The organism is Bradyrhizobium sp. 147 (assembly GCF_023073935.1).
In the GTDB taxonomy this organism is placed as follows: Bacteria; Pseudomonadota; Alphaproteobacteria; order Rhizobiales; family Xanthobacteraceae; genus Bradyrhizobium.
Window position 1 is genome coordinate 1 of sequence record NZ_JADPKL010000120.1, and the last position, 22,531, is coordinate 22,531.

Annotated in this window: 28 protein-coding genes; 22 read left to right on the forward strand and 6 right to left on the reverse strand. The window is 63.5% G+C overall.

Going from position 1 to position 22,531, the window contains the following annotated elements:
- From IVA87_RS28920 to IVA87_RS28945, 6 genes are all read left to right on the forward strand, one after another.
- Positions 1-226, forward strand: a 226-nt coding sequence (locus tag IVA87_RS28920; protein ID WP_247336350.1) for a hypothetical protein, incomplete at its 5' end; no start/stop codon positions are given.
- Complete coding sequence (locus IVA87_RS28925; protein ID WP_247304372.1) at positions 223-570, forward strand: Lin0512 family protein; 348 nt, start codon at positions 223-225, stop codon at positions 568-570. The genes IVA87_RS28920 and IVA87_RS28925, both read left to right, overlap by 4 nt.
- Before the next feature lie 4 nt (positions 571-574).
- The gene (locus tag IVA87_RS28930; protein WP_247304370.1) at positions 575-1,267 is read left to right on the forward strand and encodes a GNAT family N-acetyltransferase; all 693 of its coding nucleotides are present in this window, start codon (positions 575-577) and stop codon (positions 1,265-1,267) included.
- A gap of 69 nt (positions 1,268-1,336) precedes the next feature.
- Positions 1,337-2,521, forward strand: a complete 1,185-nt coding sequence (locus IVA87_RS28935; RefSeq protein WP_247304368.1) for a serine hydrolase domain-containing protein — start codon at positions 1,337-1,339, stop codon at positions 2,519-2,521.
- Between the two features lie 95 nt (positions 2,522-2,616).
- Entirely contained in the window at positions 2,617-2,826 is a 210-nt protein-coding gene (locus IVA87_RS28940) for a DUF2892 domain-containing protein (protein ID WP_247304366.1), read from the forward strand.
- Positions 2,823-3,344 carry a sigma-70 family RNA polymerase sigma factor gene (locus IVA87_RS28945; protein ID WP_247304365.1) on the forward strand — a complete coding sequence of 174 codons (522 nt, stop codon included), beginning with the start codon at positions 2,823-2,825 and terminating at the stop codon, positions 3,342-3,344. Before IVA87_RS28940 ends, IVA87_RS28945 begins: the two co-directional genes overlap by 4 nt.
- Positions 3,345-3,429: 85 nt before the next feature.
- Here IVA87_RS28945 and IVA87_RS28950 read toward each other — a convergent pair whose 3' ends face one another.
- Positions 3,430-4,770 carry an RtcB family protein gene (locus IVA87_RS28950; protein WP_247304363.1) on the reverse strand — a complete coding sequence of 447 codons (1,341 nt, stop codon included), beginning with the start codon at positions 4,768-4,770 and terminating at the stop codon, positions 3,430-3,432.
- Positions 4,771-5,070: 300 nt separating this feature from the next.
- On the opposite strand from IVA87_RS28950, the gene IVA87_RS28955 reads away from it, so the two are divergent.
- From IVA87_RS28955 to IVA87_RS28970, 4 genes are all read left to right on the forward strand, one after another.
- Positions 5,071-5,736 (forward strand): DUF429 domain-containing protein, encoded by a 666-nt coding sequence (locus IVA87_RS28955; RefSeq protein WP_247304361.1) that lies wholly within the window; start codon positions 5,071-5,073, stop codon positions 5,734-5,736.
- 67 nt (positions 5,737-5,803) lie between these two features.
- A complete protein-coding gene (locus IVA87_RS28960; RefSeq protein WP_247304359.1) occupies positions 5,804-6,043 on the forward strand; it encodes a hypothetical protein in 240 nt (79 codons plus the stop codon).
- A gap of 77 nt (positions 6,044-6,120) precedes the next feature.
- Entirely contained in the window at positions 6,121-6,267 is a 147-nt protein-coding gene (locus IVA87_RS28965; protein WP_247304357.1) for a hypothetical protein, read from the forward strand.
- Positions 6,268-6,356: 89 nt separating this feature from the next.
- On the forward strand, positions 6,357-7,061 hold the full coding sequence (locus IVA87_RS28970) for a glutathione S-transferase N-terminal domain-containing protein (protein ID WP_247304355.1): 705 nt from the start codon (positions 6,357-6,359) through the stop codon (positions 7,059-7,061).
- A gap of 2 nt (positions 7,062-7,063) precedes the next feature.
- Here the strand turns inward: IVA87_RS28970 and IVA87_RS28975 are convergent, their stop codons facing one another.
- From IVA87_RS28975 to IVA87_RS28985, 3 genes are all read right to left on the reverse strand, one after another.
- Positions 7,064-7,846 carry a sulfite exporter TauE/SafE family protein gene (locus IVA87_RS28975; RefSeq protein WP_247336353.1) on the reverse strand — a complete coding sequence of 261 codons (783 nt, stop codon included), beginning with the start codon at positions 7,844-7,846 and terminating at the stop codon, positions 7,064-7,066.
- Between the two features lie 3 nt (positions 7,847-7,849).
- Positions 7,850-8,482, reverse strand: a complete 633-nt coding sequence (locus IVA87_RS28980) for a TetR/AcrR family transcriptional regulator (protein ID WP_247304351.1) — start codon at positions 8,480-8,482, stop codon at positions 7,850-7,852.
- A gap of 205 nt (positions 8,483-8,687) precedes the next feature.
- Positions 8,688-9,059, reverse strand: a complete 372-nt coding sequence (locus tag IVA87_RS28985) for a tRNA-binding protein (RefSeq protein ID WP_247304349.1) — start codon at positions 9,057-9,059, stop codon at positions 8,688-8,690.
- Positions 9,060-9,160: 101 nt separating this feature from the next.
- Between IVA87_RS28985 and IVA87_RS28990 the strand changes: the two genes are divergently transcribed.
- Positions 9,161-9,535 carry an ArsC family reductase gene (locus IVA87_RS28990; RefSeq protein WP_247304612.1) on the forward strand — a complete coding sequence of 125 codons (375 nt, stop codon included), beginning with the start codon at positions 9,161-9,163 and terminating at the stop codon, positions 9,533-9,535.
- Here IVA87_RS28990 and IVA87_RS28995 read toward each other — a convergent pair.
- A complete protein-coding gene (locus IVA87_RS28995; protein ID WP_247304347.1) occupies positions 9,532-10,179 on the reverse strand; it encodes a hypothetical protein in 648 nt (215 codons plus the stop codon). The genes IVA87_RS28990 and IVA87_RS28995 overlap by 4 nt on opposite strands.
- Positions 10,180-10,529: 350 nt before the next feature.
- On the opposite strand from IVA87_RS28995, the gene IVA87_RS29000 reads away from it, so the two are divergent.
- The 7 genes from IVA87_RS29000 (at position 10,530) to IVA87_RS29030 (ending at position 17,097) form a co-directional block, all read left to right on the forward strand.
- Positions 10,530-11,285, forward strand: a complete 756-nt coding sequence (locus IVA87_RS29000) for an ABC transporter ATP-binding protein (RefSeq protein ID WP_008551999.1) — start codon at positions 10,530-10,532, stop codon at positions 11,283-11,285.
- Complete coding sequence (locus IVA87_RS29005; protein ID WP_247281660.1) at positions 11,278-12,024, forward strand: ABC transporter ATP-binding protein; 747 nt, start codon at positions 11,278-11,280, stop codon at positions 12,022-12,024. Before IVA87_RS29000 ends, IVA87_RS29005 begins: the two co-directional genes overlap by 8 nt.
- Before the next feature lie 35 nt (positions 12,025-12,059).
- Positions 12,060-13,283: an ABC transporter substrate-binding protein gene (locus IVA87_RS29010; protein ID WP_247304344.1), complete on the forward strand. Its 1,224-nt coding sequence runs from the start codon at positions 12,060-12,062 to the stop codon at positions 13,281-13,283.
- 73 nt (positions 13,284-13,356) lie between these two features.
- Complete coding sequence (locus IVA87_RS29015) at positions 13,357-14,220, forward strand: branched-chain amino acid ABC transporter permease (RefSeq protein WP_247281658.1); 864 nt, start codon at positions 13,357-13,359, stop codon at positions 14,218-14,220.
- 1 nt (position 14,221) lies between these two features.
- Positions 14,222-15,190 (forward strand): branched-chain amino acid ABC transporter permease, encoded by a 969-nt coding sequence (locus tag IVA87_RS29020; RefSeq protein WP_247336357.1) that lies wholly within the window; start codon positions 14,222-14,224, stop codon positions 15,188-15,190.
- Positions 15,191-15,348: 158 nt separating this feature from the next.
- Positions 15,349-15,993, forward strand: coding sequence for a DUF47 domain-containing protein (locus tag IVA87_RS29025; protein WP_247281656.1), 645 nt, complete (start codon positions 15,349-15,351; stop codon positions 15,991-15,993).
- A 96-nt stretch (positions 15,994-16,089) separates the two neighbouring features.
- Entirely contained in the window at positions 16,090-17,097 is a 1,008-nt protein-coding gene (locus IVA87_RS29030) for an inorganic phosphate transporter (RefSeq protein WP_247281655.1), read from the forward strand.
- Here the strand turns inward: IVA87_RS29030 and sugE are convergent.
- Positions 17,090-17,404, reverse strand: coding sequence for a quaternary ammonium compound efflux SMR transporter SugE (gene sugE, locus IVA87_RS29035; protein WP_247304340.1), 315 nt, complete (start codon positions 17,402-17,404; stop codon positions 17,090-17,092). The two genes, IVA87_RS29030 and sugE, sit on opposite strands and share 8 nt — an antisense overlap.
- A 158-nt stretch (positions 17,405-17,562) precedes the next feature.
- Here sugE and IVA87_RS29040 point away from each other — a divergent pair, with 158 nt between their 5' ends.
- From IVA87_RS29040 to IVA87_RS29055, 4 genes are all read left to right on the forward strand, one after another.
- Positions 17,563-19,185: a peptide chain release factor 3 gene (locus IVA87_RS29040; RefSeq protein ID WP_247304338.1), complete on the forward strand. Its 1,623-nt coding sequence runs from the start codon at positions 17,563-17,565 to the stop codon at positions 19,183-19,185.
- Between the two features lie 227 nt (positions 19,186-19,412).
- Positions 19,413-19,991: a hypothetical protein gene (locus tag IVA87_RS29045; protein WP_247304337.1), complete on the forward strand. Its 579-nt coding sequence runs from the start codon at positions 19,413-19,415 to the stop codon at positions 19,989-19,991.
- Between the two features lie 195 nt (positions 19,992-20,186).
- Positions 20,187-20,771 (forward strand): NnrU family protein, encoded by a 585-nt coding sequence (locus IVA87_RS29050; protein ID WP_247304336.1) that lies wholly within the window; start codon positions 20,187-20,189, stop codon positions 20,769-20,771.
- 73 nt (positions 20,772-20,844) lie between these two features.
- Positions 20,845-22,437 (forward strand): class I adenylate-forming enzyme family protein, encoded by a 1,593-nt coding sequence (locus IVA87_RS29055; RefSeq protein ID WP_247304335.1) that lies wholly within the window; start codon positions 20,845-20,847, stop codon positions 22,435-22,437.
- The last annotated feature ends 94 nt before the right edge of the window (positions 22,438-22,531 follow it).

The window sequence follows — 22,531 nt, forward strand, 5'->3', positions numbered from 1 at the left end:
CCGAAAGATCCCACGGTCGGGACGAAGAGCTGGCCTGCAATCGAACAAAGAGCTGATCATAAATCTTGACACACCAAACCCCCATGTGAGCAATCCAGAGCCGTTCCGCAGAGGCAGTCTGATTGCTTCGTCGCTTCTCCTCGCAATGACGGGGTATGCCGACCAGCCCGAATGCGATAACAACTTGCGGCAACATCATCCAACCAACCACAGGAATATGAAATGACCCGCGTTCGTTGTGTCACCGAGATGGGCATGGGCGTCGATGTCCACGGCAGGGACGCCACCAAGGCGGCGAAACGTGCGGTGTCGGACGCGATCAGGCATTCGAGCCTCGGCTTTTTCCGGATGATCGGGAAGACCGCGAACGACATGTTTGTCGACGTCACGATCGCTGTGCCCAATCCGGAAGCCGTCGACAAGGAAGCCGTCGCCAAGGAGCTGCCTTACGGCACGGTGACCGTCAATGCAGTCAATGGCGGGATGGAGATTCCCTCGGCCACGGAAGTGGCCAACGACCCCATCCTCATCGCCAATGCGGCCGTGATCGTCAGCTTCGACAAGGACTAGGCCGGTGTCCGACAGCGATATGGCGCTACTCGATCGTCCGATCTGGAGCGCTCTGACGACGCGTCAGAAGCATCTGGCCGAAGGCGGCCCGCGGGCGCTGCGCTATCCCGTGGACATGACGCCATTTGCCGACATGATCGACCTGTCCGCGGCAAGCTTTGCTGCGCTCGGTGATCTCATGACGGGATCGCAAGTCGCTGCGCTGTTTACGCCGGAGCCGGTCGACGTGCCCGCCGGCTTCAAGGTCGTGCTCGCCGAGACCGGCGAGCAGATGATCGGATCGCCCGCCGACAGCCCGCTCCGCGATGCCGAGATCGTCACGCTGGGACCCACCGACGTGCCCGCCATGATGGCGCTGACAGAGCTGACCAAGCCGGGCCCATTCGCGCTGCGCACGCTCGAACTCGGAACGTTCTTCGGCATCCGTGCCGGCGGCGAGCTGGTTGCCATGGCCGGCGAGCGGATGAAGCCAGGCAATTTCACGGAAATCACGGCCGTGTGCGTGCATCCTGATCATCGCGGCCGACGCTATGCGCAGGCGCTGCTCGCGGCGGTCGCGCGGCAGATCGAGGCGCGCGGCGAAATTCCTTTCCTGCATGTATTTTCGAACAACGCGTCCGCCATCGCGCTCTATCGGCGGCAGGGCATGCGGATTCGCCGTCGCCTGCACGTGACGGCGCTGATGAAGCAGGAATGAGCTGCGCCGCGGGCTTCATATCCGGCGAATTCGCGCTATATCGTTCCCAACCATAATTTGGGGAAACACATGGACGCCAGGACACCTGATTTTTCCGCCGCGCGGACGGCGATGCAGCGCTACGTCGATCAGGAGATCATCCCCGGTGCATCCTGGGCGGTGCTGCGGGGGCGCGATGTCGTCGACCAGCAATGCGTCGGCTTTGCCGACCGCGAGGCCAACACCGCGCTTCGGCCCGACCACATTTTTCGTGCATTCTCCAACACAAAGATCTTCGTCACCTGCGCCATCATGCTGCTGGTCGAGGAAGGCCGCGTCGGGCTCGATGATCCCGTCGAGAAATTTCTGCCGCAGCTCGGCCATCGCACGGTGTTGAAGCCGGGGGCTGCGAGCCTTGCCGATGTCGAGCCGGCGAGGGGCCCGATCACGATCCGACAGCTGCTGACCCACACGTCCGGGCTCAGCTACGGCATCTTCGATCCGGGCACGGTGCTGTTCAAAGGCTACAACGAGGCGCGCGTGCTCAATCCGCTGACGCCGCTCGCCGACATGATCGACCGGCTTGCCGATCTGCCCTTGTCCTATCATCCCGGCACCGGCTGGGAATATTCGGTGGCGACCGACGTGCTCGGCCGCGTCGTCGAGGTGGTCTCCCGCCAGCAGCTCGACGCTTTCCTCAAAGCGCGCATCTTCGATCCGCTCGGCATGACCGATACCGGCTTCTATGTGCCGGAAGCGCAGCAGGGCAGGCTGGTTGCACTCTATAACGGCGCTGATGTGCTCGATCCCATGAAGCCCGGCCTCACGCGGGCCGACCATCTGCCTTATCCGCAGGCCTATCGGCGGCCGTTGCCGCGGCTGTCCGGCGGCGGCGGTCTGGTCTCGACCTTGCCCGACATGCTGGCGCTGGTGCGCGCGTTGCTGCCCGGTTCTGATGCGCTGCTGAAGCCGGAGACGCTGCGGCAGATGACGACGAACCAGTTGCCCGCTGGCCAGACCATCCGCTTCGCCAATCTCGGGCCCATCCCCGGCAAGGGGTTCGGCCTCGGTGGCGCCGTCACCTTCGCGCCGACGCCGTTCGATCCCCCGAACTCGACCGGTGAATTCCAGTGGGGCGGCCTTGCAGGCACCCATTGGTGGATCTGCCCTGACGCCAACACCGCCGGCGTGCTGATGGCCCAGCGTTACATGGGGTTCTGGAATCCCTTCTTCTTCGAGTTCAAGCGCCTGGCGTATCAGGCGGCCGGAGGCTGATCCCGAAAAAATCTTCCGACCCTGCGAATCCTTTTTGGGGATCGCGCCCTCTTGATGGTCGAGACGATCAGTCTCGGTCCATATCGGAGGATGTGATGGGATTTTATAGGAAGAACATCGGCGGTCCGCATCAGGCGGTGCGGGTCGTCTTGGGCCTCGCGATCGCGGTCGCAGCGCTGGTCTATCTCGCTGGCACCGCGGCGTGGCTGGTCGCGCTCGGCGGAGCGGGCTTTGCAGTGACCGGCCTCGTCGGCTACTGCCCGATGTGCGCGATGGCTGGTATCGGCAAGGGAGGGGTGTCGTGAGCGCGGCTACGATCTCGCCAAATTTGTTCGAGGCCGCACGGCTCGGCGATCCCCAGGCGATCGCCTCTTTGCTGGAGAGGGCACAGCCCGACATCCGCCGCTATGCGCGGGCGACCTGCCGCAGCTCGGCGGATGCTGAGGATGCAGCGCAGGAAGCGATGTGGATCCTGTTCCGGCACGTCGGGACGATCCGCTCGCTGCTGGCGTTTTCGGCTTGGCTGTTCAGCGTGGTCCGCCGCGAATGCCTGCGACTTGCACGCAAGACAGGCCTTGCCCCAGCGGTGGACGACAGCGAGATGGAGGCGGCACTTCTGGCCCGCCCGGAAGCCGATCTGAGGCTTGATGTGGCCGCCGCCTTCGAGGCGCTGCCGCCGCATTATCGCGACGTCGCGCTGATGCGCGACATCAAGGAGATGACCATCGACGAGATCGCCGCCGCGCTCAGGGCCTCCAGGCAGACCGTGAAGGCCCGCCTGCATCGCGCCCGCGCCCTGATGCGCGAATATTTGACGAGATGAGACACGGCGCAAAGCCTGTTCGCACCGCACCGGACAGGGTGCAAAAGGGTTGCGAGTGGGGGCCTACCCCCACTCGCGGTTTGCGTCAGTCCTTCCACGGATCGAACTCGCCTTCGCCGGCCATGGCGACGGCGAACGGCCGCAGCGTGTGCAGCACCCGCACGGTGCCGGCGTGCTGCGCCAGCACGTCCGGCAGGCGGCGATAGGCCATCGGGCTCTCATCGAGGTCGGCACCAACAAGGGTGACTCCGCGCTCGCTCAGCCATCGGTCCATCTCCGCGCGCGAGAAGCGCCGCTTCGCCTCCCTTCGTCCGAACAGGCGGCCGGCGCCGTGCACGGTCGAGTACAGCGAGGCCTTGGCTTCGGGGCTGTCGACGCCCTCGAGGATGACGGCGTCATCACCCATCGAACCGCCGACGAATCCCTTCTGGCCCGGAAACGCCGGCGTCGCGCCCTTGCGAACCACCCACAAATCACGGCCGTCGTGGGTCTCGCGCCAGGCGTAGTTGTGGTGGTTGTGCACGCTCTCGGTCACGCTGCCGCCGATGATCCGGCGGACGCGCTCGACGACCCACTCGCGGCCGGCATAGGCGTAACGTCCGGCGAGCTGCATCGCCGCGATGTAGCGGCGGCCGAGCTCGGACTCCTCGTCGACCACGGCAGGCGGCACGTTCATGCCATCCTTGCCGCCGGCGGCCTTGAGATATCGCGTCGCGGAGGTGTGCCCGAGGCCGCGGCTTCCGAAGTGGACACCGACCCAAACAAAGCCTTCCTCGTCGCGCATGAGGTCGACATAGTGGTTGCCCGATCCGACCGTGCCGAGCTGGCTCACCGCCTTCTGACGGTAGGCTTCCATGTCGCTCTCGCGCCAGGCATCGCCGTCGTCGAACAGCGCGTGCTCGGCCCGCTCGGCATTGGCGCGGCCGACACCGAACGAGATCGTCTTGGCGACGTCGCGGATGATCGTGGGCACGATGTCGGCTATGTCGTCGAACCGGGTGTCGAGCTTTGCGGCCATGTTGCCGCAGCCGATGTCGAAGCCGACGCCGGAGATGCTGATCTGCTTCTCATAGGCGATGACGCCGCCGACCGGCTGGGCATACCCGAGATGGCCGTCGGCGCAGATCACGCCGGATACGACATTGCCGACCGCCATGCAGTTGCGCATCTGCGCCACGGTCGCCTCCTCATGCGGACCGAAGATCTTCAGCGGCGCATTCTGGAAGCGGGCATCCTGCGGACGCAGCTTTGCGATCTCGCTCGCGGCGGTATTGGCCTCGCGGGCGAGATGCTCCTTGCGCGCAGCGTCGCGGTACGAGCACCAGGCCGGCTGGCCGCGTCCTTCGCCGACGCGCGAGTCGGGATCGATACCGGCGGCGAGGCAGAGCTCGCGGGCGCGTTCCATGTAGGGATCGGATCGTCGCATGGCCTTGATTCCTGCTTCACTTCCTGCGCGCACCACAGAGTGGACGCGCGGCTCCCGTCGGAGATTTCGCTGGTTCCCGGCGCAGTCCCGCGTCCGGATTCGTTGTCGTTGCGCATCAATTCAACGCCGTCTTCGAGGTAGCGATCCACGCTACCAAGGCTTCGGAGAAGCGCCGCGGGCAACAAAAAACCCTCCGGAGCGGCAGGCTCGGGAGGGTCCGTGAGAAGCGGACTGCCTGCGGTTGTCAAGCAAACGCGCGTGTGAAATTGCAAGATATGGACGCAAGACATGGACGAGTGAGTGCCAACCTATCTCGGTCTCGATGGATTTCGCTTCGGCTGGGTCGCTGCCTGGATCAATGAGCGCGGCGATCATGGCTTCGATTACTCACCGGGCCTGACGCGCCTGCTCGCGATGCCGCATGCCCGTGCGATGATCGACATGCCGATCGGCTTGAATCCAAGCGGCTATCGCGCTTGCGATCTGCGGGCGCGCGAATTGATCGGCCCTGCCGTGTTCCTCGGCGCGCGCCGCGACCTTTGGACGTTCCCGGATATGGCTGCGGCCAATCGCTATTACTGGGAGCAGGAGGGCAAGGGCAGGGGCGTATCGGCGCAGCTCTGGAACATCAGAGGCAAGCTCAAGGAGGTCGACGATGCCATGGCGCCGGCGCGGCAACCGACGATCGGCGAGGCCCATCCTGAATTGATCTTCTGGAATCTGGCCGGACGAGTTCGGCTTGAGCCGAAGACGTCGTCGCGTGGTCAAGCGCAGCGTATTGCTCTGCTGAGAGACCGGGGCTTCACCAAGATCGAGACATGGCTGACGCTTCGCTATCGCACCGCCATCGGCCGTGACGATCTCATCGATGCCTGCGCCTGCGCGGTCGCGGCGCGCGACAGCACGCAACGTGTCGGCGACGACGAGATCGATCCGCGAGGCCTGAGAATGGAGATCAACTATTGAGCCCTCCTTAGCCCTCGCGATCGCTTCCGTCTCCCGTGTAGCTGCGGCGAGGATAACTCTGCTTCAGATGAAAGCCATCGTCGTCCAGCCTTGCTGCTCTCTGTTCGTACTCCTCGGCCATGGACTGCAGCCGCTGCGCGGCTTCGCTATGCGCGAGATCGCCGGCGACGCGGCGGCACCGCTCAGCATGGTCGAGCAAGGCGCGCTTCTCGATGCTCATCTGGCGATAACGCTTGGAAGGCTCAATGGTCCCTGCGCAGGCGGTTGGAACAGCGCAAGAGCTGCCTCGATGATCGGGAAAAAGTAGCAATATTTTCAAGCGGGCTAGGAACATGGTTCCTGAGCCGACGTTGAGGCCAAAGGCTGCTGAGGGACAAGGTAACCATGTATGATGCCTGCCAATTGGCGACCGCGATGCTCGCGGTTGCCTTTACGGCCCTGCTGTTGATCACGGGCCAACGGTTCATCGAGTACCGATTGCAACATGAAGCAATGATTCCGATCGTGGCGATCGCAACGCTGCCGCGATAAGCGCGGGTTCGCCGGGACGAATCGTGACTTGCGCCGGACAGCGTCCTGCTTAGATTGTGCACGCCTCAGTCCATGCACCGCAGGTCTCGATGTCCGATCTATCCGCCTTTCCCATCACCAAGCGTTGGCCGGCGAAACATCCCGAACTGCTTCAGCTCTATTCCTTGCCGACGCCGAACGGCGTCAAGGTCTCGATCATGCTGGAGGAGATTGGATTGCCTTACGAAGTTCACCTCGTCGATTTCGGCAAGGACGACCAGAAGACGACCGAATTCCTCTCGCTCAATCCGAATGGCAAGATCCCGGCGATCCTCGATCCGAACGGCCCCGGCGGCAGGCCGCTGCCGCTGTTCGAATCCGCGGCGATCCTGCAATACCTCGCCGAGAAGACCGGCAAGCTTCTGCCGGAGGACGCCGCACGCCGCTATCAGACCATCCAATGGGTGCATTTCCAGATGGGCGGCATCGGGCCGATGTTCGGCCAGGTCGGCTTCTTCCACAAATTCGCCGGCAAGGACTTCGAGGACAAGCGGCCACTCGAGCGCTACGTGAGCGAGTCCAAGCGCTTGCTCGGCGTGATGGAGACTCATCTCGCCGGCCGGCACTGGTTCATGAATGACGATTACACCATCGCCGACATCTCGATGCTCGGCTGGGTGCGCAATCTCATCGGCTTTTACGGCGCAGGCGATCTCGTCGAGTTCAGCCAGTTGAAATCGGTCGGCGCTTGGCTTGAACGAGGCCTCGCGCGTCCGGCGGTGCAGCGCGGGCTGAACATTCCGAAACGGCCGTGAGGCTAGCCCAGCGCCTTGTACGTCATGTAGAGCGCCATCAGCGCGACGAGGGCGATCATGGTCCGGCGCAGCACCGAATTGCTGACGCCATTGGCCATGCGTGCGCCGAGATCGGTGCCGATCCAGAGGCCGGCCAGAATGCCGATAATGGCCGGCCAGCTGACCATCAGTCCCTTGCTCCAGTAAATCCAGGCCGCCAGACTGTTGGTCGGGATCACCGAGAAGATGAGGCTGACGAGTTGTGCCTGATGCTGCGGTACGCGCAGGCCCGCGGCGAGGCCGACGGTGATCGCGAGGCCGCCGCCGATGCCCATGAAGCCGGACGAAAAGCCCGCGAGCACGCCGATAAGCAGCAGAGGGAGCCACGGCAATTCGGCAGGATCGCCGGCCTTGCTCTCGCCGTCCTTGCGGTCGCGGCGTAGCGCCAGCGCCGCGATCAGCGCGACAAGATAGATGACGTAGGTCCATTGCAGCACTGTGTCGGGCGTGGCGGCCGCAACACAACTACCGCTGGCGCCGCCGATGAGAAATCCGATGCCGATCCAGACGATCCATTGCAGCGGGCTGCGGTTGCCGCTCTGCCAGTAGCGGCGTACGCCCGCAAGGCCCGTCGGCGGCACTTGTGCGATCAAAGATGTGCCCTGGGCGACGTGCTGCTCGGCGCCGAGCAACAGCACGGAGAAGATGACGAGGCCTCCGCCGGGGCTCGTACCCGAGAAGCCCGATGCCAATCCCGCGACCAGACCGACGCCGGCGCCGGCGAGGAGTTCATATATCCAGGTCATCGTTCATGTCCTGGTTCGTCGCTTGACGTCCGCCTTGGTCGTGCGCAGGCCGTCGACCACGCTGTCAACGGCCATCATGCAGGCGTCGAGGTCAAAATCCTCGCCCCAGCATTGTTGCAGTACAAAACCCTGGAAAATCGCGATCAGCACGCGCGCGATCGCTTCGGCGCCGAGGTCGCGCTTGATGAGTCCGTCATGCTGGCCGCGCTCGACCAGCGCCACGATCAGCGCGCGCGGCACGTCGATGCCTTCGACGACGCTGCTGCGGACGCGGCGGTTGCGCAGCGCTTCGGCCCAGCCATGGATGCCGACACGGCGGCGGGGCTCGCCGGCGGGATCGGTAAGCCATTGCGCGTAGACGCGGACCAGCGCGTGCAACCTTTCGATCGGATCGCCCGATCCTTGAGCGACCGAGTTGAGCACGGCCTCACGGCGATGCCGGTCCTCCGCGAGCGCTTCGATCAGATCGTCCTTGCTCTGGAAATAGAGATAGACCGCGCCGTGGCTCAAGCCCGATCGCTTGACGATATCGGCCATGCCGGTCTGGTGAAAACCGTTCTCGGCAAAGCAGGCGAGGGCCGCTTCGAGGATCTGCTGCCGCCGGCCTTCGCGCTTCTTGTCGCTGATCTTGGGCATCGGCTCAGTCCATAAATAACTGACAGATTGATCGCTTTGGAAGTTTGTCAGCCGCGGACAAATTCCCGGCGATGTACATAAAAAACGATCGATCAGTCATTTTTAAGGGGGAGCGGCAGCGAGGTCAAGACCTGCCGGCGCCGGACCGGAGACAAGTGGCTGACGCGCCCTGCCAGCGGCGGGGCGGCTCTTGGCTCGTGTGCCGCTAGAACAGCCGTCCGCCGTTGGGCACGGGCTTGCTCGGCTGCACCAGCACGACCTTGCCGGCAGCATCGGGGAAACCGAGGGTCAACACCTCGGATACGACCGGGCCGATCTGGCGCGGCGGGAAATTGACGACGGCCGCGACCTGCAGCCCCACCAGCGTCTCGAGCGGATGATTTTCGGTGATCTGCGCCGAGCTCTTGCGGACGCCGATCGCAGGGCCGAAGTCGATCCATAGCCGAAAAGCCGGCTTGCGCGCCTCCGGAAACGGCTTGGCGTCGACGATGGTGCCGACGCGGATATCGACCGCGAGGAAGCTGTTGAAGTCGATGGCCGGCGCGGCGGCGGCCACGGGGTCGTGAGTGACGTGCATGGTCCATCCGTTCGGAAAGTGGCGTCGTTCGCAATATTGTCGCGCGAACCGGAGTTTCGTACAACGCTGCGCGTACCATGCGACGCATGCGCGAGGACGACTTGCCCAACATCATCTACGGCATCAAGAACTGCGACACCATGAAAAAGGCGCGCACCTGGCTCGACAGCCATGGCGTGCCTTACGAGTTTCACGACTACAAGACGGCGGGAGTCGAGAAGGACAAGCTCAAGCAATGGAGCGACAAGGTCGGCTGGGAGGCGTTACTCAATCGCGCCGGCACGACTTTCAAAAAGCTCCCCGATTCCGACAAGGAAGGCCTCGGCGAGAAGAAGGCGCTGGCGTTGATGCTAGCGCAACCATCGATGATCAAGCGGCCGGTGCTGGAAATCGGCGGCAAGCTGCTGGTCGGATTCAAGCCCGATGTCTATGCCAAGGAAGTCGGCGCCAAGAACGCTGAAGCCAAGGCGCGCTAGTTCAGTTCGATGGTCTCGGCGGTGACGCTTGGGCCGGACTGGTCGGCGATCTCGACCACGTCGGCTGCTGCGATGCGACCAGGCGCGCGATGAAAGAGGTCGCGGTCGATCACGACGCGCAGTCTCGGACGCGGCGACGCGTGATTTCCGCGCATCAGATTCTTGATCTCGAAGCTGCCGTCCTCGCAGAAGGTCTTCACCGACGCGATGATGTGGCTGACCTTGTCCTCGGTCAAGAACGGCAGCAACAGCCGTTCATAGGCGACGATGCGACCGTAGATGTCGTCAATGTCGGCAACGCTGTAGATCGGAAGCCCGCGCGCAACGCATTCGTGATAGATGGGCATCACGAAGGGCGCGAGCCGCGGTCCGACATAGTCGTGCAGCAGGATGCCCTTGCCGCTGTGGCCATAGGCGCGCGAGATGCGCGTGCCTTCGCTTTGGATGATCAGGTGCGGCGTCGGCGTCGAATTGTCCACCGTGTAATAGATGAGATCGGACAGCTCTTCCTCGAGTCGCGCGGGCTGGTATTCCCAGATCGCCGGTGCGACCTGCTGGCGCGCATAAAGTCGCAGCCACGTGTTCAGGAGATCACGCTGCCTGATCGACTTGACGATGGAGGGCGCGGCGCTTGCGAAATCCAAAACAATATTCCCGGCATGTCAAAACCCGCACATGATCCATGCCGCGGGAAAATTTTCTATGAAGGCTGGCGCGGGAGACGAAAGACCGTTAACGACGGCTTGACGACCGGTGCCTTGCGAACCGGGAGGCCGGGCAGGCACGAGATCAAAACATCTCCGACTAAGGGAGCATTTGTATCCCGGCCGGAGGCCTGATCTGCTCAGCTTTCCGCCTTGCCTAACCCCCGTCACCTCCGGCATATTCCGCGCCCGGAGGCGGCGTTCCGGAGGGCTCCAAGGCCTCCGGAAAGCCGAAGCAACAAGGACAGCCACGCGCGGCCAGCGCGTCGCGCGGGCAGGGGGAAATCTGTTTGGCCGATGAGTTCATTCTCGAAACGGAAGGCTTGACCAAGGAGTTCGCGGGCTTCTTCGCCGTCCGCGACGTTGCGCTCAAGGTTCGCCGTGGGAGCATTCATGCGTTGATCGGTCCGAACGGGGCCGGCAAGACGACGTGCTTCAATCTTTTGACCAAGTTCCTCAAACCGTCTGCCGGAAAGATCCTGTACAAGGGACAGGACATCACTGCGATGGCGCCGGCCGACGTGGCGCGCATGGGCCTGGTTCGCTCGTTCCAGATTTCGGCGGTTTTTCCGCATCTCACCGCGCTGGAGAACGTCCGTGTCGCGCTTCAGCGCCAGCACGGCTCTTCGTTCGACTTTTGGCGCTCCAAATCCGTGCTCAACCGCTTCAACGATCGCGCGCGCGAGCTGTTGAACGATGTTGGCCTCAGCGAGTTTGCCAATACGCCGGCGGTCGAGATGCCCTACGGACGCAAGCGCGCACTGGAGATCGCAACCACGCTCGCGCTCGACCCTGAGATGATGCTGCTGGACGAGCCCATGGCCGGCATGGGTCACGAGGACATCGACAAGATCGCGGCGCTGATCAAGCGCATCTCCGCGAAATATACCATCCTGATGGTCGAGCATAATTTGAGCGTCGTGGCCAATCTCTCCGACATCATCACCGTGCTGACGCGCGGGCAGGTGCTCGCGCAGGGCCATTACTCCGAGCTCACCAAGGACGAGCGCGTCAAGGAAGCCTATCTGGGAGCCGGTCATGCCTGACACTGCGATCGCCGAGGCTCCGGCAAAGGCCGCGACCGGCGGAAACATCCTTCAAGTCCGCAACCTGGAAGCCTGGTACGGCGAGTCCCACATCCTGCACGGGATCAACTTCGACGTGAATGCGGGCGAGGTCGTCACCCTGCTCGGGCGCAACGGCGCCGGCAAAACGACCACGTTGAAATCCATCATGGGCATCATCGGCAAACGAACCGGCTCGGTGAAGTTCAACAATCAGGACATCATCCGCGCGACCTCCGACAAGATCGCGCGCATGGGTATCGCCTTCTGCCCCGAGGAGCGGGGGATATTCTCCAGTCTCGACGTGCGGGAGAATTTGCTGCTGCCCCCGGTGGTCCGTGAAGGCGGGCTGCCGCTCGATCAGATCTTCGACCTGTTCCCGAACCTGAAGGAGCGGCTCAACAGCCAGGGCACCAAGCTTTCGGGCGGTGAGCAGCAGATGCTGGCGATCGCGCGCATCCTGCGCACGGGCGCGAGCTTCCTCATGCTGGACGAGCCGACCGAGGGCCTTGCGCCCGTCATCATCCAGCAGATCGGCCACACCATTGCGCGGCTCAAGAAGGAAGGCTTCACCATCCTTCTCGTCGAGCAGAACTTCCGTTTCGCATCCACTGTCGCGGACCGCTACTACGTGGTCGAGCACGGCAAGATCATCGACGGATTTTCCAATGCGGAGCTTGCCGCCAACATGGACAAGCTCCACACCTATTTGGGTGTCTAGAACTGCCAACGAAAAAATTCAAAAAGGAAAGTTGCATGAAGACCAGGTCGATTGCGTCATTGCTGCTGACCACCGCGCTCACCTTCGCCGCAGCAGGCGTCGCGTCCGCGCAGGACAAGATCGTCAAGATCGGCGCGCTGTCCGATCAGTCCGGCCTCTACGCCGACCTCGGCGGGCCGGGTTCGACGCTTGCCGCGCAGATGGCCGTTGAGGATTCTGGCCTTGCGGCGAAGGGCTGGAAGATCGACATCATCTCGGGCGATCACCAGAACAAGCCCGACATCGGCACCGCCATCGCGCGGCAATGGTTCGACGTGGACAAGGTCGACGTCATTGTCGACGTGCCGAACTCGGGCGTCGCGCTCGCCGTCAACAACGTCATCAAGGAAAAGAACGGCGTCTACATCAATTCCGGTGCGGCGACCTCGGACCTCTCCAATGCGCAGTGCTCGCCCAATACCGTGCACTGGACCTACGACACTTACATGCTGGCCCACACCACCGGCCAGGCGCTAGTCAAGGCCGGCGGCGACACCTGGTTCTTCCTGACCGCGGATTACGCCTTCGGCGCGGCGCTCGAGCGCGACACCACGGCGGTCATCACCGCCAACGGCGGCAAGGTGGTCGGCGGCGTCAAGCATCCGCTGAACACGCCGGACTTCTCCTCGTTCCTGCTTCAGGCGCAGGCCTCCAAGGCCAAGATCATCGGCCTTGCCAATGCCGGCGGCGATACCACCAACACCATCAAGCAGGCGGCCGAGTTCGGCATCGTCAAGGGCGGTCAGAAGCTGGCGGCGCTGCTGCTCTTCCTCACCGACGTCAAGGCGATCGGCCTCGAGACGGCGCAGGGCCTCAACTTCACCGAGACGTTCTACTGGGACATGAACGACCAGACCCGGGCGTTCTCCAAGCGCTTCGCCGAGAAGATGAAGAACAATGCGCCGCCGACCATGGTGCAGGCCGGCGTCTATGCGGGCGTACGGCACTATCTCAAGGCCCTCGAAGCGCTCGGCGGCAATCCGCATGACGGCATCAAGATCGTCGAGAAGATGAAGTCGATGCCGACCGAGGACGATCTGTTCGGCAAGGGCGAGATCCAGCCCAACGGCCGCACCATTCACAACGCCTATCTCTTCGAGGTGAAGAAGCCCTCGGAATCCAAGGGACCGTGGGACTTCTACAAGCTGGTCGGCACGGTGCCGGGCGATCAGGCCTTCACGCCGCTGTCCGAGAGCAAGTGCGCGCTCTTGAAGAAGTAAGATGACGGCCGGCAGGCCATCAGGCTTGCGGGCGACTTTTAAGGGAACGCCGAAGGGACCGGGTGCGGGATCGATGCAGGCTCTTTACGCTCAGCTACTGGTGGGACTGATCAACGGCTCGTTCTACGCGCTGCTCAGTCTCGGGCTTGCCGTGATCTTCGGCATGCTCAACATCATCAATTTCGCCCACGGCGCGCTCTACATGATGGGCGCCTTCGTCGCCTATTTCCTGCTCAACCTCGGCGGCATCAATTATTGGTGGGCGTTGCTGCTGGCGCCCATCATCGTCGGCATTTTCGGCATGATCCTCGAGCGGACCATGCTGCAATGGCTGACCGGGCTCGATCACCTCTACGGCCTGCTCCTGACCTTCGGCATCGCGCTGATCGTGCAGGGCGTGTTCCAGAATTATTTCGGCTCCTCCGGTCTGCCTTACGCCATTCCGGACCAGCTCAAGGGCGGCATGAACCTCGGCTTCATGTTCCTGCCCGTCTATCGCGGCTGGGTAGTCGTGTTCTCGCTGGTGGTGTGCCTTGCGACCTGGTTCCTGATCGAGAAGACGCGGCTCGGTGCTTACCTGCGTGCCGCCACCGAGAACCCGACGCTGGTGCGCGCCTTCGGCGTCAACGTGCCGCGCATGATCACGCTGACCTATGGTCTCGGCGTCGGCCTTGCCGCGCTCGCCGGCGTGCTCTCCGCGCCGATCAATCAGGTGCGGCCGCTGATGGGCGCCGACCTCATCATCGTCGTGTTCGCGGTGGTCGTGATCGGCGGCATGGGATCGATCATGGGCTCGATCATCACCGGCTTTGCGCTCGGTGTGATCGAGGGCCTGACCAAATATTTCTACCCCGAGGCCTCCAACACCGTCGTGTTCGTGCTGATGGTGCTGGTGCTCTTGGTGAAGCCAACGGGATTGACGGGAAGGGCGGCCTGATATGACAGCCTTGACGGACGACACGCTGCCGGTGACCCCGCGCACGGTGCGCGACGAGATGATCGTGTTCGTGGTGATGGCGCTGCTCTTGGCGTCGGTGCCATTCACGGGAGTCTATCCGTTCTTCGTGATGCAGGCGCTGTGCTTTGCGCTGCTCGCCTGCGCCTTCAATCTGCTGGTCGGCTATGGCGGCCTGCTGTCGTTCGGGCACGCAATGTTCCTGGGGACTGCCGGCTATTGCAGCGCACATGCGCTGAAGGTGTGGGCGCTTCCGCCCGAGCTCGGCATCCTCGTCGGCGTCGCCGCCGCGTTCGTGCTGTCGATCGTGACCGGCTACATCTCGATCCGTCGCCAGGGCATCTATTTCTCGATGATCACGCTGGCGCTGTCGCAGCTTCTTTATTTCATCTACCTGCAGGCGCCGTTCACCCATGGCGAGGATGGCATCCAGGGCATTCCACAAGGGTACATGTTCGGCGTGCTCGATCTGTCCAAGCCGACCGTGCTCTACTATGTCGTGCTGATCGGCTTCCTCGCCGGCTTCCTCTTGATCTTCCGCATCATCAACTCGCCGTTCGGCGAGGTCCTGAAGGCGATCCGCGAGAATGAGCCGCGGGCGATCTCGCTCGGCTACCGTACAGACCAGTACAAGTTCCTGGCCTTCATCCTGTCGGGCACGCTGGCCGGCTTTGCCGGTGCGCTGAAAGTCTTCGTGGCGCAGAACGCCTCGCTCACCGACGTGCACTGGTCGATGTCGGGCGAGGTCGTCCTGATGACGCTGGTCGGCGGTCTCGGAACCATCTTCGGTCCCGTGATCGGCGCCTTCGTGATCATCGCCATGCAGCAATATCTGGCGGGCTTCGGCCAATGGGTGACGGTGATCCAAGGCGCGATCTTCGTGATCTGCGTGCTCACCTTCCGCCGCGGGGTCATCGGCGAAATCTCGCATTACTTCCGGCGATCGCTCTAAGTAGCTGATATAAAATCGGTTTACCGGTCGCTCGAAAGCGGTGGATGACCCTGCACCGCGGGCGTGAGATGACACGCGCGTGGATCGAAAATGGTCTATGACAGTTTCATGACGGCCCCTTCGGGCCAGGCCATTTTTCCAACCGGTAGCCTATCCCCATGATGCGATGGTTTCGTGCTTTCCTGCCCAAGGAGGAACGGTTCTTCGACCTGTTCGACCGTCATGCCCAGACCGTGATCCAGGGCTCGATCGCGCTCCAGAGCATGCTCAACGGCGGCGAGGAAACGCCGGTCTATTGCCAGCGCGTCAACCAGTTCGAGAACGACGCCGACAACATCACCCGCGAAGTGCTGACGGCGGTGCGCCGCACCTTTATCACTCCGTTCGACCGCGGCGACATCAAGAACCTGATTACCTCGATGGACGACGCCATCGACCAGATGCAGCAGACGGCGAAGGCCGTGATGCTGTTCGAAGTCCGCGCCTTCGAGCCGCCGATGCGCGAGATCGGCGGGCTTCTGATCGAATGCGCCAATCTGGTCGGGCGCGCGCTGCCGCTGATGCAGTCGATCGGCCCGAACGTCGCCATGCTGACCGCGATCACCGAAGAGCTGGGCAAGCTGGAAGGCCGCGTCGACGACCTCCATGACATCGGGCTGAAGGAGCTGTTCCTCAAGCATCGCGCGGGCAACGCGATGGATTTCATCGTCGGCGCAGAGATCTACGACCATCTCGAGAAGGTGGCCGACCGTTTCGACGACGTCGCCAACGAGATCAACAGCATCGTCATCGAGCAAGTGTAACGCATGATCCGGAAAAATGTGCCGCGGTTTTCCTTCGCGACAAACGCTGAACGCGTTTGCGCGGAGATCATGCGAAAAAATTGAGGCAGGGCCGCTGTGGATGCTGCGTTGGCTCTTCCCGTCCTGGTCGGCTTGATCGCCGTCGCGCTGCTGTTCGATTTCTTGAACGGACTCCATGACGCCGCCAATTCGATCGCGACCATCGTCTCGACCCGCGTGCTGCGGCCGCAATTTGCGGTATTCTGGGCCGCGTTCTTCAATTTCGTCGCCTTCATGGTGTTCGGGTTGCACGTCGCCCAGACCATCGGTACCGGCATCATCGATCCCTCCATCGTCGACGCCCAAGTGATCTTTGCGGCCTTGGTCGGGGCCATCGTCTGGAACCTCGTGACCTGGGCGCTCGGCATCCCGTCATCGTCCTCGCATGCGCTGATCGGCGGACTCGTCGGCGGCGGCATGGCCAAAGCGGGCATTTCGGCGGCAGTGTGGAGCGGATTGTCGAAGACGGTGCTGGCGATCGTGCTGTCGCCCCTGGTCGGCTTCCTGCTCGCAATGATGCTGGTGGCGATCGTGTCCTGGGCCTCGGTGCGCTCGACGCCCTTTGCGGTCGATCGCGCCTTCCGCATCCTGCAATTCGCCTCCGCCTCGCTCTATTCGCTCGGCCATGGCGGCAACGACGCCCAGAAGACCATGGGCATCATCGCGGTGCTGCTGTATTCGCAGGGTCATCTCGGCAGCGAATTCTCGGTGCCGTTCTGGGTCGTGCTGTCCTGCCAGGCTGCGATGGCGCTGGGCACGCTGATGGGCGGCTGGCGCATCGTCCGCACTATGGGCCTGCGCATCACCAAATTGACGCCCATGCAGGGCTTTTGCGCGGAGACCGGGGGCGCTGCGACCCTGTTCATGGCGACCTTCCTCGGCGTTCCCGTCTCGACCACCCACACCATCACCGGCGCCATCGTCGGCGTCGGCGCCGCCCGCCGCGTCTCGGCGGTGCGCTGGAACGTCGCTAGCTCGATCGTTTATGCCTGGGTGATCACGATCCCGGCCTCGGCCATCGTCGCCGCGCTGACCTGGTGGGTGGTCAAGATCTTCGTCAAGTAACGAACTTTAGGCCGGCAATTCCGGCGACGATGAGCCCGATGCTGGCGAGGCGGAACGCCGTGGCCGGCTCGCCGAACAGGATGATGCCGAGCGTCGCGGTGCCGACCGCGCCGATTCCGGTCCAGACAGCGTAGGCGGTTCCGACGGGCAGTGATTTGAGAGCAAGTCCGAGCAAGATGACGCTGCCGGCCATGGCCGCGAGCGTGACGACGGACGGAACAGGCCTGGTAAAGCCCTCGGTGTATTTCAGGCCGATCGCCCAGGTGATCTCGAGAAGCCCAGCGATCAACAGGATGCTCCAGGCCATGACGACCCTCCATTCTAGGCAGGGTCGTCCCCGCGGCTGAGGTGCTGAGAACGGGAAGGCCGTCCTTCCCGAAATGCCGATATGGGGCTGGCCGGAGGGCCACGCAATCACCAAATGAGGCTTGATCAGGCCCAGTTTCCCTGCCAAACGCTCCCGCCATGTCCGACATCGTCACCACCGCAGCCGAATCGCCGGCCCGTTCTCCGCTTGCCGCTGAAGTGGCACGGCGGCGGACCTTTGCGATCATCTCCCACCCCGACGCCGGCAAGACCACGCTGACCGAGAAGCTGCTGCTGTTCGGTGGCGCCATCAACCTCGCCGGTCAGGTCAAGGCCAAGGGCGAGCGGCGCAACACGCGTTCCGACTGGATGAAGATCGAGCGCGAGCGCGGCATTTCGGTCGTGACCTCGGTGATGACCTTCGAGTTCGAAGGCCTCGTCTTCAACCTGCTGGATACTCCGGGCCACGAGGACTTTTCGGAAGACACCTACCGGACGCTCACGGCGGTCGATTCCGCCGTGATGGTGATCGACGCCGCCAAAGGCATCGAAGCGCGCACCCGAAAGCTGTTCGAGGTATGTCGTCTCCGGGATATCCCGATCATCACCTTCATCAACAAGATGGACCGCGAGAGCCGCGACGTCTTCGAGCTGCTGGACGAGATCGAGAAGACGCTGGCGCTCGACACCACGCCGATGACCTGGCCGGTCGGCCGCGGCCGTGACTTCCTCGGCACTTATGACGTCGTCAATGGCGGCGTGCGCCTGCTCGAAGGCGGCGGTGCCAAGACCGGTGCGGCGCAGCAGATCGAGATCGAAGAGCTCGCCAAGCTCAATGCCAATCTGGACGTGTCCGCGGTGAAGGACGAGCTCGATCTCGTCACCGAAGCGTCAAAACCGTTCGAGCTCGAAGCGTTCCGCGAGGGACATCTGACGCCGGTTTATTTCGGCAGCGCGCTGCGCAATTTCGGCGTCGGCGACCTCCTGGAAGGTCTCGGCAAGTTCGCGCCCGAGCCGCGCGCGCAGGACAGCGACCAGCGCAAGGTCGAGGCCACCGATCCGCGCATGAGCGCCTTTGTGTTCAAGATCCAGGCCAACATGGATCCGAACCATCGTGACCGCATCGCGTTTGCGCGGCTCTGCTCGGGCAAGCTCAGCCGCGGCATGAAGGCCAAGCTGGTGCGCACCGGCAAGAGCATGCCGCTGTCGAGCCCGCAATTCTTCTTCGCGCAGGATCGTTCGGTTGCGGATGAGGCCTTTGCCGGCGATGTCGTCGGCATTCCCAACCACGGCACGCTGCGCATCGGCGATACGCTGACGGAGGGCGAGGATTTCAACTTCGTCGGCGTGCCGAGCTTTGCGCCGGAAATCGTCCGCCGCGTCCGTCTCACCGATGCGATGAAGGCGAAGAAGCTGAAGGAAGCTCTACAGCAGATGTCGGAGGAGGGCGTGGTGCAGGTGTTCCGCCCTCGCGACGGCGCGCCCGCGCTGGTCGGCGTCGTCGGCGCGCTCCAGCTCGATGTGCTCAAAGCGCGGCTGGAGGCGGAATATTCACTGCCGGTCGAGTTCGAGGTCAGCGAGTTCCAGCTGGCACGCTGGGTCTCCTCGGAGGACCGCAAGAAGCTCGACACCTTCATTGCCGCCAACACCTCGAGCATCGCCGACGATGTCGATGGCGATCCCGTGTATCTGGCGCGGAACGAGTTCTATCTCGGCTACACCCGCGAGCGCGCCGAGGGCATCGAGTTCACCAACGTCAAAGACGTCAAGAAGAAGGGGTAGGGCGGCTATCCCCCGCTGTGCAGCCACCCCTCCGCTGTCGTGCCCGCGAAGGCGGAGCATCCAGCACGCCTCTCGGCTCAACAATGATCCCCCTGGAATAGTGAGCGGGTTCGGCCCGGCGACGAAACCGCGTTTGAACGCGCGCATGTGAACACGAGGTGGGCTTGAAGCCGCGGCAAGATCTCCCCAACATGATGGTGGATGGTCGCTCATCGCGGTGCTTCTCAATGCTGCGCGCATTCCTGGTTCTGCTGCTGACCTTCTTGGCGGTAAGTGCCGCCGCAGCGCGGCCCCGGCAGATCAATCCGATCCCGTTCTCGCACGAGCCGTGCAGCGTGCTGGACGGCGGGCCCTGCACGCCGTCCTATTGCAGCGTGCTCGATGAGGGCCCCTGCATTCCCGAGATCGACTATCCTTACGGGCAGAACCTCCAGCTTACGATCGAGAGCGTGCCGTCCGAGGCCGATCGTGCCAAATATCAGAGGCCGGATCACGATCTCGACACGATCGGCGACCTCTTCGCCGCGCTGCGCAGCTGCTGGTCGCCGCCGTCGGACAATTCGCGCGCCGGCATGCAGATGTCGGTGCGCTTCAGCTTCAACAGGGCGGGTGGCCTGATCGGCCCGCCGCGCCTCACATATGCGACCGCGGGCGTGCCGGCCGGCACCCGCACCACCTATCTCAATGCCATCAACGCATCGCTGAATGCATGCCTGCCGCTGAAATTCACCAGCGGCCTTGGCGGCGCGCTGGCGGGCAGGCCGATCGCGATCCGCTATGTCGACAATCGCGAGCTTGCCAAATAGCGCAGGCTATCTCCTCATCCTGAGGAGCACGTTCTTCACGCGCGTCTCGAAGGATGAAGGCCGGGCTGTGACAGAGGGGGCCTCTGTTGTTCGAGACGGCGCTTTCGCGCCTCCTCACCATGAGGGGAGGGAGTTGCGAGCGGCGGCCAATCGATGATACCTCAGATGTGGGGGCTGCTTGAGGGGGAGGATGTCGTGGGTCTGCTGGTCATGATCCTGGGGCTGGTGCTGTTTTTCGCGGCCCATGTTTTCACGACGAAACGAAAGGCGCGCGCAGAGGCGATCGCGAGGCTGGGCGAGGGGACCTACAAGATTCTCTATTCGCTCGTCTCGCTCGCGGGGCTCGCGCTGATCATCTGGGGCTTTGCCCATTATCGCAGCTCCGGCTGGATCGACGTCTGGTACCCGCCGAAGGTGCTGAAGCACATCACGCTCGCCTTGATGCTGCCGGCCGTCATCCTGGTGGTGGCCTCGTACCTGCGCGGCCGCATCTATGCGACACTGAAGCATCCGATGCTGACCGGCATCAAGCTGTGGGCGGCCGCGCATCTGCTCGCCAATGGCGATCTCGGCTCCATCATCCTGTTCGGCTCGTTCCTGGGCTGGGCTGTGTATGATCGTATCACGCTCAAGCACCGCACCGATGCCGGCGGTCCGCCGATCCCGGTGGGCGGTGTCACCAACGATTTGATCGCGGTCGCGGTCGGAATTGTCGCGTATCTCGCGCTGGCCTTCGCGTTCCATCCAGTCGTGATCGGTGTTCCCGTCATCGGCGTCTAGCCGGTTAGCACAAGACGAAGCCTGGACGTCCATGGGCGATAGCTGGCAAGAGCAATAAGCCGAGGGCCCTTCGATGGATTGGTCGCAATCTCAGATTCCGCCGATGCGGTTCGAGTCGCGCTTTGGCGATCGGGTGGTGCCGGCATTTTGCGATCGGCCGTCGAGCCTGTGGGCCATGATCGCGGAAGCCCGCGCGCGCAATGGTGATGGCGAGGCGCTGATTTGCGGCGACGTCCGCCTGAGCTGGCGACAAGCCGTCGAGCAGTCCGCGCGGATCGCGGCCGGCTTTCGCGAGCTCGGCCTGCAACGCGGCGACCGCGTTGCCATCCTGCTTGGCAACCGCATCGAATTTCCGCTGCTGCTGTTCGCCGCCGCGCATGAGGGGCTGGTCACGGTGCTGCTCAGCACGCGCCAGCAGAAGCCGGAGATCGCCTATGTGCTCACGGATTGCGGCGCGAAGGTCCTGATCCACGAGGCGGCCCTCGCCGAGCGGCTGCCCGATGCGCAGGATGTGCCCGATGTGATCCACCGCATCGCCATTGACGACGATCCGGCCCGGTCGCGCTTCTCCGCTCTCGCTGACAATGCACCGGCGCCTGCGCCGGTCGAGGTGAATGAGGAGGACACCGCGATGATCCTCTACACCTCGGGTACGACGGGCAAGCCGAAGGGCGCGATGCTGGCCCATTGCAACATCACCCATTCCTCGATGGTGTTCGTGTCCTGCCTGCAATTGACGGCGGCGGATCGCTCGATCGCCGCGGTGCCGCTCGGCCACGTCACCGGCGTTGTTGCCAACGTCACGACGATGATCCGCTGCGCAGGCGCGCTGATCATCATGCCGGAGTTCAAGGCGGCCGACTATCTCAAGCTCGCTGCGTGCGAGCGCGTCACCTACACCGTGATGGTGCCGGCGATGTACAATCTTTGCCTGCTGCAACCAGATTTCGACAACTACGACCTGTTGAGCTGGCGCATCGGCGGCTTTGGCGGCGCACCGATGCCGGTCGCGACCATCGAGAAGCTCAAGGCGAAGATCCCCGGGCTGAAGCTGATGAATTGCTACGGCGCGACCGAGACGACCTCGCCCTCGACGATCATGCCGGGCGAGCTGACGCAGAGCCATATCGACAGCGTCGGCCTGCCGTGCCCGGGCGCGCGCATCGTCGCGATGGACACCGGCGGGCGCGAACTGCCGCCCGGGGAGATCGGCGAGCTCTGGATCCAGAGTGCCTCCGTCATCAAGGGCTATTGGAACAACCCGAAGGCCACGGCCGAAAGCTTCACAGGCGGCTTCTGGCACTCCGGCGATCTCGGCTCGGTCGACGCGGAAGGGTTTGTCCGCGTGTTCGACCGGCAGAAGGACATGATCAATCGCGGCGGCATGAAGATCTATTCGGCCGAGGTCGAATCCGTGCTCGCCGGCCATCCCGCGGTGGTCGAGAGCGCGATCATCGCCAGGGCCTGCCCGGTGCTGGGCGAACGCGTCCATGCAGTGGTGGTGACGCGCAGCCCGGTTGCCAGCGAGGCCCTGCGGGCCTGGTGCGCGGAGCGGCTGTCCGACTACAAGGTCCCCGAGACCGTGGCGATCAGCGCCGAGCCATTGCCGCGGAATGCCAATGGCAAGGTGCTGAAGCGTCGGTTGCGGGAGCTGCTCGGAAGCTGAGCAGACAGGCCGCTCCGGGCTGTCCCGGAGTGGTTAACGCCTTGATCGGGCTGGCTTTGCCTTGCCACCGCCATATCGTTAGGGTACCTCGCCG

Coding starts and splice junctions, on each gene's coding strand:
- IVA87_RS28925 (WP_247304372.1), top strand. CDS start 223: ATGACCCGCGTTCGTTGTGTCACCGAGATGGGCATGGGCGTCGATGTC.
- IVA87_RS28935 (WP_247304368.1), top strand. CDS start 1,337: ATGGACGCCAGGACACCTGATTTTTCCGCCGCGCGGACGGCGATGCAG.
- IVA87_RS28940 (WP_247304366.1), top strand. CDS start 2,617: ATGGGATTTTATAGGAAGAACATCGGCGGTCCGCATCAGGCGGTGCGG.
- IVA87_RS28950 (WP_247304363.1), bottom strand. CDS start 4,770: ATGCGACGATCCGATCCCTACATGGAACGCGCCCGCGAGCTCTGCCTC.
- IVA87_RS28960 (WP_247304359.1), top strand. CDS start 5,804: ATGAAAGCCATCGTCGTCCAGCCTTGCTGCTCTCTGTTCGTACTCCTC.
- IVA87_RS28965 (WP_247304357.1), top strand. CDS start 6,121: ATGTATGATGCCTGCCAATTGGCGACCGCGATGCTCGCGGTTGCCTTT.
- IVA87_RS28970 (WP_247304355.1), top strand. CDS start 6,357: ATGTCCGATCTATCCGCCTTTCCCATCACCAAGCGTTGGCCGGCGAAA.
- IVA87_RS28975 (WP_247336353.1), bottom strand. CDS start 7,846: ATGACCTGGATATATGAACTCCTCGCCGGCGCCGGCGTCGGTCTGGTC.
- IVA87_RS28980 (WP_247304351.1), bottom strand. CDS start 8,482: ATGCCCAAGATCAGCGACAAGAAGCGCGAAGGCCGGCGGCAGCAGATC.
- IVA87_RS28985 (WP_247304349.1), bottom strand. CDS start 9,059: ATGCACGTCACTCACGACCCCGTGGCCGCCGCCGCGCCGGCCATCGAC.
- IVA87_RS29005 (WP_247281660.1), top strand. CDS start 11,278: ATGCCTGACACTGCGATCGCCGAGGCTCCGGCAAAGGCCGCGACCGGC.
- IVA87_RS29010 (WP_247304344.1), top strand. CDS start 12,060: ATGAAGACCAGGTCGATTGCGTCATTGCTGCTGACCACCGCGCTCACC.
- IVA87_RS29015 (WP_247281658.1), top strand. CDS start 13,357: ATGCAGGCTCTTTACGCTCAGCTACTGGTGGGACTGATCAACGGCTCG.
- IVA87_RS29020 (WP_247336357.1), top strand. CDS start 14,222: ATGACAGCCTTGACGGACGACACGCTGCCGGTGACCCCGCGCACGGTG.
- IVA87_RS29025 (WP_247281656.1), top strand. CDS start 15,349: ATGATGCGATGGTTTCGTGCTTTCCTGCCCAAGGAGGAACGGTTCTTC.
- sugE (WP_247304340.1), bottom strand. CDS start 17,404: ATGGCCTGGAGCATCCTGTTGATCGCTGGGCTTCTCGAGATCACCTGG.
- IVA87_RS29040 (WP_247304338.1), top strand. CDS start 17,563: ATGTCCGACATCGTCACCACCGCAGCCGAATCGCCGGCCCGTTCTCCG.
- IVA87_RS29045 (WP_247304337.1), top strand. CDS start 19,413: ATGCTGCGCGCATTCCTGGTTCTGCTGCTGACCTTCTTGGCGGTAAGT.
- IVA87_RS29055 (WP_247304335.1), top strand. CDS start 20,845: ATGGATTGGTCGCAATCTCAGATTCCGCCGATGCGGTTCGAGTCGCGC.